At 43.1% G+C, this 12,286-nt stretch carries 11 protein-coding genes and 1 riboswitch; of the genes, 2 read left to right on the top strand and 9 right to left on the bottom strand.

All coding sequences use genetic code 11. The features are described 5' to 3' along the window. Window positions 1–199 precede the first annotated feature (199 nt). The 6 genes from IGI86_RS06825 to IGI86_RS06800 form a co-directional block, all read right to left on the bottom strand. On the bottom strand, window positions 200–1,504 hold the full coding sequence (locus IGI86_RS06825; protein WP_016613324.1) for a nucleobase:cation symporter-2 family protein: 1,305 nt from the start codon (window positions 1,502–1,504) through the stop codon (window positions 200–202). Next, on the bottom strand, window positions 1,504–2,085 hold the full coding sequence (locus IGI86_RS06820) for a xanthine phosphoribosyltransferase (RefSeq protein ID WP_430617847.1): 582 nt from the start codon (window positions 2,083–2,085) through the stop codon (window positions 1,504–1,506). The genes IGI86_RS06825 and IGI86_RS06820 overlap by 1 nt, the downstream gene beginning before the upstream one ends. Window positions 2,086–2,162: 77 nt before the next feature. Then, a riboswitch (purine riboswitch) is annotated at window positions 2,163–2,260 on the bottom strand. A gap of 82 nt (window positions 2,261–2,342) precedes the next feature. Next, window positions 2,343–3,020 (bottom strand): hydrolase, encoded by a 678-nt coding sequence (locus IGI86_RS06815; RefSeq protein WP_008381475.1) that lies wholly within the window; start codon window positions 3,018–3,020, stop codon window positions 2,343–2,345. Between the two features lie 20 nt (window positions 3,021–3,040). Next, the gene (locus tag IGI86_RS06810) at window positions 3,041–3,646 is read right to left on the bottom strand and encodes a glycoside hydrolase family 73 protein (RefSeq protein ID WP_005236425.1); all 606 of its coding nucleotides are present in this window, start codon (window positions 3,644–3,646) and stop codon (window positions 3,041–3,043) included. Next, window positions 3,643–4,653 carry a M15 family metallopeptidase gene (locus IGI86_RS06805; RefSeq protein ID WP_016620877.1) on the bottom strand — a complete coding sequence of 337 codons (1,011 nt, stop codon included), beginning with the start codon at window positions 4,651–4,653 and terminating at the stop codon, window positions 3,643–3,645. Before IGI86_RS06805 ends, IGI86_RS06810 begins: the two co-directional genes overlap by 4 nt. A 32-nt stretch (window positions 4,654–4,685) precedes the next feature. After that, the gene (locus IGI86_RS06800; RefSeq protein ID WP_430617846.1) at window positions 4,686–5,189 is read right to left on the bottom strand and encodes a hypothetical protein; all 504 of its coding nucleotides are present in this window, start codon (window positions 5,187–5,189) and stop codon (window positions 4,686–4,688) included. 123 nt (window positions 5,190–5,312) lie between these two features. Here IGI86_RS06800 and IGI86_RS06795 point away from each other — a divergent pair, with 123 nt between their 5' ends. Next, window positions 5,313–6,269 (top strand): Gfo/Idh/MocA family protein, encoded by a 957-nt coding sequence (locus IGI86_RS06795; RefSeq protein WP_016613320.1) that lies wholly within the window; start codon window positions 5,313–5,315, stop codon window positions 6,267–6,269. Between the two features lie 33 nt (window positions 6,270–6,302). On the opposite strand, the gene IGI86_RS06790 is transcribed toward IGI86_RS06795, so the two are convergent. Then, a complete protein-coding gene (locus IGI86_RS06790) occupies window positions 6,303–7,265 on the bottom strand; it encodes an aromatic acid exporter family protein (RefSeq protein ID WP_034872222.1) in 963 nt (320 codons plus the stop codon). Between the two features lie 98 nt (window positions 7,266–7,363). Here IGI86_RS06790 and IGI86_RS06785 point away from each other — a divergent pair, with 98 nt between their 5' ends. Beyond that, on the top strand, window positions 7,364–7,963 hold the full coding sequence (locus IGI86_RS06785) for an FUSC family protein (protein ID WP_005231932.1): 600 nt from the start codon (window positions 7,364–7,366) through the stop codon (window positions 7,961–7,963). A 44-nt stretch (window positions 7,964–8,007) separates the two neighbouring features. Here the strand turns inward: IGI86_RS06785 and IGI86_RS06780 are convergent, their stop codons facing one another. Then, the gene (locus tag IGI86_RS06780; RefSeq protein ID WP_430617845.1) at window positions 8,008–11,430 is read right to left on the bottom strand and encodes an FtsX-like permease family protein; all 3,423 of its coding nucleotides are present in this window, start codon (window positions 11,428–11,430) and stop codon (window positions 8,008–8,010) included. Beyond that, window positions 11,431–12,132 (bottom strand): ABC transporter ATP-binding protein, encoded by a 702-nt coding sequence (locus IGI86_RS06775; RefSeq protein WP_008381485.1) that lies wholly within the window; start codon window positions 12,130–12,132, stop codon window positions 11,431–11,433. It lies immediately after the preceding gene. Window positions 12,133–12,286 lie beyond the last annotated feature (154 nt).

Raw genomic sequence — 12,286 nt, 5'->3', positions numbered from 1 at the left:
TAACATTCACTTTCACCTCTAAATAGTAACGAGTTGCCCGAGCAATGTCAAAATATTTTCGAACTATTAACAAATTTTACTTTCCATTGTTCGCTTTTATCTCAAAGATATGTATTCAACACGTCAGATATCCGATAATAAGACAAATAAAGGAACAATACAAAAAATCCAGACGAATCCTCGTCTGGATCAAATAAACTTACTGTTGCAAGCGCAATTCCGTCACTTCGTCTGTTTCTTTCGGCAGTCCATTAAAGAACAGATTCAAAACAATGGCAGTCAAACTACTCATGACGATCCCATTGCCTGTAAACATTTGAACGGTTTCAGGCATTTGACTGAATAAAGTGGGCATCATATTGAACCCTAAACCAAAACCGATTGATACTGCAATCACTAACAAGTTCTTGTCATTCATAAAATCAACTTTGCTCAGCATTCTCATCCCTTGAACAGCCACCATGCCAAACATCACTAACATGCCGCCGCCAAGCACTGCCTCTGGAATGATCTGTGCAATGGCACCGACTTTTGGAAACAACCCTAATACGATCAAAAAGATTGCTGAAAAGAAAATCGGACGGCGCGTCTTAATGCCTGAAAGTTGAACCAAACCTACGTTTTGTGAAAATCCAGTATAAGGAAACGTATTGAAGATCCCACCAAGGATCACCGCCAAGCCCTCCGCACGATAGCCGCGCTTTAAGTCATTGCCTGTAATCGGTTTTTCAGTAATGTCTCCCAGTGCAAAATAAACGCCTGTGGATTCTACCAAACTAACGATGGAAATAATGATCATCAAGACGATCGACCACAGATCAAAGGTTGGTAAACCGAAATAAAAAGGCTGAGGCAAATGAAACACAGGTGCATGAGTGATGGCAGAAAGATCAACCAAGCCTAATAATGCTGCTAAAATAGTCCCACCGATCAAACCGATCAGTACGGCAATCGAGCGAATAAAGCCTTTGCCAAACACTTGCACGCCAATGATCAGCGCAATCGTCACAAAGCCTAACAATAAATTCGTTGGATCACCAAAGTTAGCAGCTGCGGCATCCCCTCCACCGATTTTGGTGATGGCGACTGGAATCAAGGTCAAGCCGATGACGGTAATCACCGTTCCTGTCACCAATGGAGGGAACAAAACTTTGATTTTCGAAAAAATGCCGGCGATCAAGACAATGAAAATCCCAGCAGCAATGATCGCTCCGTAAATCGCACTGATTCCTGATTTGGTGCCAATCAAAATCAATGGGGAGACAGCTTGGATGGCACAACCTAAAACGACTGGTAGGCCGATCCCAAAAAAGCGGGTGACGACTAATTGCAAAAGCGTAGCGATTCCGCACATGAAAATATCGATCGAGATCAAATACGTCATCTGCGCTTCATTAAAGCCGAGGCCTGTTCCAATCAACAAAGGGACGGCAACAGCTCCTGCATACATCGCTAGCAAATGCTGCAAGCCTAAAACTGCTGAACGGCTATTCGTTTCTTTCATTAGGCATCTCCTTCTAAAAAGCTGACTTGTCCCTCAGACAATGAGGCGATCCGTGCTAGTGAAACAACAGGAATCCCCATTTCTTCAAGTAATTGTCGACCACTTTGGAATGATTTTTCAATCACGATACCGATACCGACGACGTTGGCTCCTGCTTGTTGACACAGTTCGATCAACCCTTTTGCTGCTTGTCCGTTTGCTAAAAAATCATCAATAATCAAGACTGTATCCTCAGAGGACAAAAATTTCTTGGAAATCGATACTTGGCTGGTCACTTGCTTAGTAAAGGAATAGACAGATGCAGTCAGCAGCTCTTCATCCATCGTCAAACTCTTTGCTTTACGGGCAAAGATCATTGGTACTTGTAACTGTTCTGCAGTATAAAGCGCTGGTGCGATCCCTGAAGCTTCGATGGTCACTACTTTTGTGATGCCGCTTCCTTGAAACCGTTCCGCGAAGACTGTACCGATTTCTTTCATCAACTCATAATCCACTTGGTGGGTCAAAAATTGGTCCACTTTAAGAACCCCTTCGCCCAGCACATTTCCATGTGTTTTGATACGCTCAATTAATTTTTCCATCCTAGCTCTCCTCGTTCCTTTCTATTCCATCCTGAAAAAAAAAGACACTCTTTTTGCCAAAGCAAAAAAAGTGTCTAACAGGCACGATTTTTACTTATAGTCCGATATTTACGGTATCGGGTAGAGACTGTCGACCATATTTCGACGATATACAAGTAATTTTTAAATGATAGATTCGATTATGCCTGTCTTTGATTAAAAACACAAGCATGGAATGCCCTTTATAAATAAAAATATTCTCATTTGTGGATCATTTGCTACTCTGGTTTCTCCATATCACGATAGTGCTCCATCTTTTTACTGAAAAGCTCCCCGTTGGAAGGCGGCGTGTAAGTGATCGCATTCGCACCTGCTTCAATCGTTTCTAAGATGCTCTCCTCAGTTGGACCACCCGTTGCAATGATCGGCAGCTTCGGATATTTTTTACGGAAGAAAGCCACGGTATCCGCTGTGTCCTTGCCGGCACTGATATTGATGACCTTCACACCAGCTTCAAGTTTGGCATCAATTTCAGTATACTTACTCGTTACGGTACTGATAACGGGAATATCCACGACTTTACAGACTTGCTCCACAGTTTTCAATGGCGTGGGTCCGTTTAAGACGACCCCGATCGATCCCTGAGCTTCAGCAAACATGCTCATATAAGAAGAGCGGAATCCTTGGGTCAAGCCGCCGCCGACACCAGAAAACACTGGAATATCTGCTGCTTCGATAATTGCTTTCGTAATTGCTGGGTGCGGTGTAAAAGGATAGACCGCTATCACAGCGTCCGCATTTGTATTACGGATGATCGCAATATCCGTAGTAAAAATAATGGAGCGGATTTGTTTCCCAAATATTTGAATGCCGCTAGCCTCTCGAATAACTTTAGGCACTTTGACGATATCTTTGCGTAAATCAGTGGTGATTTTTGGCATATATTTTTCTTCCATAAGCAGCCAACTCTCTTTTCTTATTGATCAAATCGATTCAATTGGTAGGTTTCAATGACTTGAATGATTTTGCTGGCATAATCTGGATCCGTTGCATACCCTGCATCTTGTAAGGCTTGTGCGGCACTGCGGTAGTCGTTTGCTGTCAAGACATCTACATAAAGCGCAGGATTCCAATCAACACCATTTACAAACAACATCGTATGATCATCCATTGATTCTTCCCAAGTATCATAGACACGAAAATCTCCTTGAATCGTGACCCATTCTCCATTATAAAACTCTTGGGTATCTAATGTCACCTTTTTTGAATGACCAAATGACTTGATGCCAAATAAATTATTGTATTTGCTGGCTAGAGAACTCTGGCCCCAATCTGATTCAAGAATCGCCTGACCTATAATGATACTTGGTAAAATCCCATAGCCTTTTTGCAGTTCTTGCGCGTAAGGAGCAATGCGATCGATAAATTCTTCATGAGAGATCGCTTCAGTATTTGTTTCTTCCTCTTTCGGAAGAGGATCCGCCAAACTATTTAAGGAAAAAATAAAAGCAATCCCAATTAAGAATAACCCTAGAAAGACTAATGGGAAACGAGTCTTCTGTTTTTTTCGTCTTGCACTCATTTTTTCACTTCCTTTGTCTGACTAAACACGTTCTTAGCGAACAAATCGCCTCCACTCATCAACAACTCTTCTTGTGCTCGTTGACTATTTTCTTGATTTCTAGTAAGAGAATTAGTAAAGATCCAGTCCTCCTGCAAAGGATCTGCCAATTCGTGATACGACAGTTCTGCTTCTTTACGAGTGATGTGTTCTTTTGCCTCATCAAGAAACTCTTCGAATGTTACCTCATGTTCTTCAATATATGTCGCCACTTCGACGCCTACATAGCGTAAATGCCATGGTTCATAATCGATTTGGGTAATGTCATGTTTTCCTTTCGGATAACGGATGATGAACCCATACTCTCTCGCATGGGCTTGTAGCCATTTTCCACCGTCTGTAACGCCGAACCCCTCATTGAGAAGTTCGCCTGTATGATTTTGATACCAGTCTTCATCGATTACGTCAATCGCAAGACCGGTATGGTGCTCACTATATCCCGGTTCAGTAAAGGTCAGTTTCGTGATACGAATTGCTTCTTCTTTTGTATTCCCTTGGCGGATCAAGCTATTGACATTGGCATCGAATATTTCCTGTTGATACTCTACCGAACGGTAAGCAGAGACCATGACTAAAGGATGTCCAGCCACCTTTGCTGCCTCAGCTAGTTCTTCGTATGCCGAAACGATTCGCTTGTCCACAAGGTAGCCATTTGATAATTTCCCCAAATCTTCTTGCGCGATTTCGCTGACGATTTTATTTTTTGGTCCTACCAGAGCCAACGACCAATCATTCAATGAGACAGTTGGGAAATCATCTTCGTTCACTTCATCACTAACAGCTGCTTGTTCTTGCGCATCCTCTGAGTATTCCGTCGAAGTTTGACTGCTGGATTCAGTTGTTGTGCTCGTCACTGTTTGAGTAGTAGAACGAGCGATACTTAGATTCTTTATTGGGGTGACTGCGGTCACTCGATTCACTTGTATGGTTAGGAGAACCAAAAACAAGAATCCTGCTGCCGCAGCCATTCCATAATACTTTTTCAAAAAATACCCTACCTTTAATTATAAGTTTCTTCCAGATTTTCTTTAACCCACTCTAACAACTCGATTTTTTCATTGCGGATCTGCTGCTGAACAACAGCGGGCAATCGGAAGTTTAATATATCATCATAACCCCACTCATCATACGTAATACTGACTCTCAAATCAAGGTATTGGGCTGTTTCTTCAGATTCTGTTAACAATTCGACTTTTGCTAAATCGCTACCTAGCCACGTTCTGGCGATTTGGGTTTTCATTTTTTTGAACTCGACGACCGCTTGATTGCGTTTTTCTGGATAAATGACGGTCTGGCGAATGATTTTTTGGATCAGCATCCATTCATAATCCGAAAACAGCAGTTTCACTTTCTGATTTTCAGCAGGCGATAAACTCATTGTGCCGGTTTTCCAAGCTTCCCATTGCTCCTCAGTGATTCCTAAATGTGTCTCATAAAACTGTTTTTCTGATGTATATTGCTCGATAATCGTATTTAAAATAATGGCTATTGATACATTATGCATATGTTATCCCTCCTCTTCTATATTTTACTGAAAGTCAGCCGTAATGGAAACTTTTTGCGATTGTTTTTGATTATTTTAAAGAATTCATTTCTTTTGTTATACTAAATATGAAGGAGATGATCAATGATGAAAAAATACCGTTGGGGAATGATTGGACTTGGAGACATCGCGACACAATTTGCCGCTGGTTTTTCCAATGAAGCAAGTGAACTGTATGGAGTCAGCGCCCGCAGTTTGCCAAAAGTCCAGGCCTTTGCCGAAAAATACGCTATCCCCCATGCTTATGAAAGCACAGATGCTATGCTGGAAGATCCGCAAATTGATATTGTGTACATTGCAGTACCTAATGATCTTCATCACGAATTTATTATGAAAGCTCTAATGGCCGGAAAACATGTCCTCTGTGAAAAAGCCATTACGACCAGTGCCGATGAATTAGCTGAAGAATTGACCTTAGCCAAAGAAAAAAATCTGATCTTAGAAGAAGCTATGACGATCTTCAATATGCCGGTTTATGCACGTTTGAAAGAAGAGATCGATGCTGGACGCTTAGGAAAATTAAAAATGATCCAAGCACCATTTGGCAGCTATAAAGATCCTGATCCCACCAATCGTTTCTTCAACCCAGATTTAGGTGGCGGTGCGTTACTGGATATTGGCACATATGCCGTTTCATTTGCTCGCTTTTTCATGACGGATACGCCAGAAGTGGCGTTTAGCAGCATGAAGCCCTTCTCTACTGGTGTAGACGAACAATCTGTAACGATCCTCCAAAATCCAGCTGATGAAATGGCTAGTGTCACGCTGACTTTCCAAGCGAAAATGCCTAAAACAGGTATCGTTGCTTTTGAAGAAGGGTACATTACGGTGGATGAGTATCCTCGTGCGGACAAAGCCATGATTCATTTCCGCGATGGGTCAAATGAGGTCATCGAAGCTGGTGACAGTAATCAAGCCCTTAATTATGAAATTGCCAATATGATCAAAGCCATCAATGGCGATATCGAAGGATCAATCCACTTGACCACCGATGTCATTGACGTTCTTGATCAAATGCAAGCTTTTTGGGAACAACAGTAAAAGTGAAAAGACTCCTTTGCAGGAGTCTTTTTTTTAGCGCTCCATCGTCTGAATCTGTTCAGAAAAGTCGGCTTTGATTTCAATAAAACTTTTAAAGGTTTGCAGAAACTGAAACAGCTGAGCCCGATTTTCAAATTCTGCTCTTGTTTGCGGCAATGGTTTTTGTCGATAATCTTCGTATAAAGCTGCAATTTTTGCCAAGATCTCTTTTCCATCGTTATTTTCATGAAAGGACTCGGCGGTAAAGGATAGCAGCTCTTGAAACGCATTTGTATAGGCTTCTTCTACCCAAAACAATTGTAATAGATCAACCATTTCCAAGAGTAAGCGCGCTTGACTTTGCCGCATGGTGAAATACTCTTCATAATAAGAGGCTTCTCCTCGCCACTGGTTTTCACTATGAACCATCGCTTGCTGTTTGCCTTGCTTGATTTCTCCTAACAATGCTTGGCAAACATGAGGGAGCGTCGCCTTTTCTTTTTCTGTTAACGCGATCGACATGTCTTTTAAAAGACTTTTAAACGTTTCTTCCACCAACTGCTGTTTTTCTTTCAATGCCCGTTCGCCGTCTGGCATATACAAGTTAAATAAAAGTGCAAAGCCGATGCCAATACTCATCAACAAAAAAGCATTTCCAATCAATGGCCAAGCAAAAGAACGTTCCATCATATAATGGGTCACCAATACCGAATTGACCACGATCCCATCGGTTAATTTGAAATAGACTGCCGTCGGAATAAATAGGAAGAGAAAAAGAACAAAGCCCAGCGGACCAAAGCCTAAAAGATGAAAGCTGACAAAAGCTAGGAGCGTCGCGATCGCCAAGGAAACCAAGCGACCGATTCCTGTAAAGAGCGAGGTTTTCTTTGTATTCCCAACACTCAAAATTGCGATGATCCCTGCGGCTGGCGCATACAATAGACCGATCTGCTGAGCAAGAAACATGGACAAACCGGCAGCAACTGCTGTCTTCACTGTTCTCAATCCAATTTTCATTTTTGTCACCTCCTTTGAAAAGTATACTAAATTGTGAGGAATAAGACTAGAATTTCTCAACAGCATTGGGTATGATTAAGTAAAGGGGGCATTCTACCATGAAACTGGGGCGTTTTCGCTTAGGTATGCGAACGATAAAAACAGCCATCGCTGTCATGCTTTGTATTCTGCTCTTTCATTTCCTTGATCGCGGCCAGCCTTTGATTGCTGCCTTGTCTGCTGTCTTTTCATTGCGACAAGACCTGACAACAACAATCTCTTTTGGGAAATCACGGGTACTAGGAAATACGATCGGCGGCGGTACAGCCATTTTTTATTTTTTGACGAAGCAATATTTTCAAAATGATTTTCTGATCGAATTGTTTGTCCTGCCCGCACTGGTCATCTTTGTCATCGTTTTTTCAGATGGCATCAATAACAATTCTGGCATCATCTCTGCCATTGCGACGATGCTGTTGATCACTTCCAGTGTCCCACAAGGGGAATCGATCATCTTTGCATTGGACCGTGTGCTTGATACCTTTATCGGTACCTTAGTTGCCCTGTCAATCAATTTTGTTATTCGACCACCTGAGGAAGAGAAAAAAGATGAGATTCAAGAAGATTTGGTCGTGCTAAGGCAAAAAGAGCTTGAACTAAAAGCCATGCTAGAAGAAGTCCAAGGGGAAATCTCTGAGCAAGAAAAACAAGAAAAATAAAAACAGCCTTTTTCCAGAATGCTTCTGAAAAAAGGCTGTTTTTGTTACTCATTGGCTTTCAAGGCATCGATCATATTGACATGTTTCAACTTGAAATACATCGCGATCCCTACCACGCCTGAAAACAAGCAGGTCAATCCCGCTGCATACACATAGCTCATTGGTTCGACTGTCGGTGAAAACATGGCGATATCAACTTCGATGGTCTGTAAGACAAATTGATGCTGAAGCACCCCTAATAACAAGCCAAAACCAATACCGAAAATCGTTAAAAAGATATTCTCACGAAAGACGTACATCGTCACTTCTCGATCATAAAAGCCTAATACTTTGATAGTCGACAACTCGCGGATCCGTTCCGCTATATTGATATTGTTCAAGTTGTACAACACGATAAAGGCTAATGCCCCTGCTGACGTGATCAAGATCCAAATGACGATGTTCAAGGTTGCTGTCGTGTCATCTAAGGCATCCGCTGAAGCTGAGAGGAAGGAAACATTGATGACATTATCTTGTGCCATCAGGTCAGCTGCGATCGCTTCTTCATCTGTTTTGCTTAAGCGCTGATTGAATTTCAATAACTCACTATTGTAAGCATGCGTTTCCTGAAAGATCTTTTCGTACGTTTCAGGTGTCAAATAAGCAAAATGGCCCGTGTAGTTTTCTGCGATGGCAGCTACCTTCAGTTGAAATTCCTCGCCGCTTTCATTCGTCAACGTTATCGTATCACCCACCGATAATCCAAACAACTTAGCAAGCTTTTCATTGATGATGGCACCCTCTCCTTCTAGCTCGTAAGCTTCTCCTGAAACCCGATCATTCAAGTGGACAAATCTCGATAAAGCCGCAGGATCTTCTGGCACGGTGACGGTTACTTCTTGCTGCGTGACCCCCGATTGAGCCAACGTCAGACTTTCCGTATGCAAGAATAACCCTGCTTCAAAGCCTTCAATATCTTCTGCGGCGGCTTTTGTTTCACTCATTGCTTCCGAATCCTCGTCATCAAAGGTAATCACCGCCTGATATTGCCAGATTTTCTCAAACTGCAAAGGAATGATATTGCTGATGGAATCTCTCAGGCCAAACCCAGTTAAAATCATCGACGTGCAACCAGCGATTCCTAAGATGGTCATGAGCATTCTTGACTTGTAGCGAAACAGGTTTCGCATTGTAACTTTTTGAATAAAACTTAAGTGCCGCCATAAAAAAGTGATTCTTTCTAAGAGAATTCGTTTCCCTGTTTTTGGGGCCTTTGGTCTCAACAAGGAAGCCGATGACTGTCTTAAATCAAATCGTAAAACCAGCAGCGCAATTCCGATGGTGCAAAGCAAGCTAACACCCACAGCAATCAATGAAAGCCGCAAATACCATGGGGTGTCATACTCCGTGAGATTGTAAAGCGGTCCATAAGCTTGAATGATGATTGCTGGAAAAAAGGAAAAGCCTACTGCTAGGCCCAATACAGCACCTGTGAAGCCTGCTGCAGAGGAATAAAGCAAAAATTTCTGTCCAATCTCCCAGTTGCGATAGCCTAGTGCTTTCAACGTTCCGATCTCACTGCGTTTTTCATCGATCATCCGCGTCATAGTGGTTAGACTCACTAAGGCTGCGATCAAAAAGAAAATGACTGGAAAAATCGTCGCTAACGAAGAAACGCGTTCCGCATTGTCTTGGTATTCTGAATAACCAGGATTCGCATCGCGGTTCGCGACACGATAAACTGCCGGTTTTAGCTCCAACAATTCCTGCTCTTTTTCCGCAACTTCTTTTTTGACATCTTCAAGCTTTTCGCGTTCTTTTGGTGCTCTTTCTTTAAATTCGGCTAGCTTTTCTTGAAGGGTTGCTTCGTTTTCTCGGTATTCCAGCCAGCCCTTGTCTAGCAAAGACTGACCATTAGCTTGCTCAGAAGCTAAAGTCTCACGAGCAACACTCAGCTGCGATTCTCCTTGAGTGATCTGGGTCTGAGCCTGTGCCAATTCTTGGCGTCCGGCACTGACCTGGCTCCAGCCAGCGTTGACTTGCTGTTGCGCCCGTTGAAGTTGCACTTCTTGTTCATTGATTGCAGCCAGTTGTCCGCTTAATTGGGCACGTTGTTGCTCACCTTCAGCAATGAGTGGATTCAATGTATCTTCAGCTGCCGTCAGCATAGTAGCAATCATCGTTTCATCGATTTCCTCCAGATCAGGAATCGGACCAAGGACATCTGTCGGTAGGTTCAACTGTGCCAGAGCGGCTGTTACTTGTGCATAGACGGTAGGCAGCTGGGCCATTTGCTCCTCTGCAGAAAGTTGACCCACACTTCTGATTTGATCCATGCCTTGGTATGCCAGCGCAAGTTGCTCCTCCACTTGTTGGGTGCCACTTTGTAGTTCTGACTTTTGTGCTGAAATGGGCGCTAACTGGGCTTGGGCTGATTTTACTTGGGCTTCTTGCTGAAGCAACGCTTGTTCGCTTTGATCCAGCAGTCGTTGGTTTTCCGCCAACGCTTGCTTACCCTCAGCTATTTTTTGTGCTTCACTATTCAACTGCTCTTGGGCAGCTTGAATTTCTGTTTGGAAAGCTGCTTCTTGTTCCGTCAGTTCCCGGTGCGCCTGCGCTAATTTTTCTTGTGCGTCGTCGAGTTCCCTTTGTGCTTCTTGCAGAGCCGTTTCTCCGTTGCGGATCTGTTCTTTGGCTTCGTCAATGGCTGGTTGTGCTTCATCGATCAGCTCTTGTCTGCGTCCTTGCGCCCGAGGAGCCAACTTTTTCTCAACTTCAGCACTTATTTGATCTCTTTTCGTCTGATACGCCACTGAATAGCTTTCCATTTGAGATAAGTCATCAAAGCGAACTAAAAATCGGGCGTACGCACTTTCTTTAAAATCCTCCTCAGGAATCACCGCAAAGTAATCCACTGTCCCATTACCAACGGTACTGTTCCCCCGATGAAAGTTCTCAATATATTCAGGACTATTGACAAAGCCCACGATCGTGAAGGTATGGGTTTTTAATTGATTTTCGCCACTTTCTGGCAACTCAAAGGATTCATCTAATTCGAAACCACCACTATTTTGTGCCGCTTGATCTAAGGCGATTTCCCCTGATTTTTGCGGCAATCGACCAGAAGTCACCTCATATTGATTGACAGGTCGATCAGTTGAAAGAGAGAAGACACGAATCACAGCACGATGATTTTCGGCATTGATATCAGCGATCTGCTCCGTCTCAACCGCTGTGACGCCAGGCATTTCCTCAATGATTTGCCGATCGGTATCCGACAACCCCAAAGTTGAAGCAATTGTAAGGTCGGCTAATTGTTGGCGAGAAAAGTAATCTTCAGCAGCTTGTTTCATATTAGGGCCGGTGGCGCTGATCCCGACAAAAAAAGCGACTCCTAAAAAGATAATGCCTAAAATGGACAAAAATCGCCCGGGTGCTTGCCTAATTTCACGTAAACTGGAACGTAATAATGTTTTTTTCATAGGCATTTACCAAGAAATAGAGGCAATTGGAATCGGATGAGTATTTTTTTCCATCTTGCGAACCTTTGCGTCATTGATATGGATCACGCGATCCGCCATGGGAGCCAATGCACTGTTGTGTGTAATGATCAAAACGGTCGTCCCAGTCTCGCGAGCTGTTTTTTCTAAAATAGCCAAAATCTGTTTTCCCGTTTCATAGTCAAGTGCCCCAGTTGGTTCATCACAAAGCAGCAGTTTGGGCTTCTTGGCTATGGCACGAGCAATCGTGACCCTTTGCTGTTCACCGCCAGACAATTGTGCAGGAAAGTGATCCAAGCGATCACCTAATCCAACTTGGGTCAAAATCTCAGCTGCATCAAGTGCTTCGGGTACGATTTGTGCCGACAGTTCCACATTTTCTCTAGCCGTCAAGTTCGGCACCAAATTGTAAAATTGAAAGACAAATCCGACGTCTTTGCGACGATAGGTCGTTAGTTGTTTAGCATCAAAACCAGCAATATCCGTTCCATCGACAATCACTTGGCCGCTGTCACATTGATCCATCCCGCCTAGTATGTTCAAAACGGTGGACTTACCGGCGCCACTAGGACCAAGGATCAGCGCGATCTCGCCTTTCTCTACGGAAAAAGAGACGCCATCATTGGCAGCAATCACCGTATCGCCCATTGTGTATTTCTTCACTTCTTTCACTACTTCAATATAACTCATTTTATTCCTCCAAGAATTCCAGCGCCGCATGCGCTTTCTCGCTTAACAGTGTATCACACTTTTTCCCTTGAAAGAAACCGCAAAAAAGCAGCACAAGGTCGTGCTGCTAAAAAACAAGTCATTTATTCAAAGTGATCCAGATTGGCAAAAGCAA

Source organism: Enterococcus sp. AZ188, from assembly GCF_050544075.1.
GTDB lineage: Bacteria > Bacillota > Bacilli > Lactobacillales > Enterococcaceae > Enterococcus_D > Enterococcus_D entomosocium.
Note: the sequence above shows the minus strand (reverse complement) of the source record. Positions and strands in the feature narration are given on the sequence as shown.

Coding starts and splice junctions, on each gene's coding strand:
- IGI86_RS06800 (WP_430617846.1), bottom strand. CDS start 5,189: ATGCATAATGTATCAATAGCCATTATTTTAAATACGATTATCGAGCAA.
- IGI86_RS06795 (WP_016613320.1), top strand. CDS start 5,313: ATGATGAAAAAATACCGTTGGGGAATGATTGGACTTGGAGACATCGCG.
- IGI86_RS06790 (WP_034872222.1), bottom strand. CDS start 7,265: ATGAAAATTGGATTGAGAACAGTGAAGACAGCAGTTGCTGCCGGTTTG.
- IGI86_RS06805 (WP_016620877.1), bottom strand. CDS start 4,653: ATGGCTGCGGCAGCAGGATTCTTGTTTTTGGTTCTCCTAACCATACAA.
- IGI86_RS06820 (WP_430617847.1), bottom strand. CDS start 2,085: ATGGAAAAATTAATTGAGCGTATCAAAACACATGGAAATGTGCTGGGC.
- IGI86_RS06810 (WP_005236425.1), bottom strand. CDS start 3,646: ATGAGTGCAAGACGAAAAAAACAGAAGACTCGTTTCCCATTAGTCTTT.
- IGI86_RS06775 (WP_008381485.1), bottom strand. CDS start 12,132: ATGAGTTATATTGAAGTAGTGAAAGAAGTGAAGAAATACACAATGGGC.
- IGI86_RS06785 (WP_005231932.1), top strand. CDS start 7,364: ATGAAACTGGGGCGTTTTCGCTTAGGTATGCGAACGATAAAAACAGCC.
- IGI86_RS06825 (WP_016613324.1), bottom strand. CDS start 1,504: ATGAAAGAAACGAATAGCCGTTCAGCAGTTTTAGGCTTGCAGCATTTG.
- IGI86_RS06815 (WP_008381475.1), bottom strand. CDS start 3,020: ATGGAAGAAAAATATATGCCAAAAATCACCACTGATTTACGCAAAGAT.
- IGI86_RS06780 (WP_430617845.1), bottom strand. CDS start 11,430: ATGCCTATGAAAAAAACATTATTACGTTCCAGTTTACGTGAAATTAGG.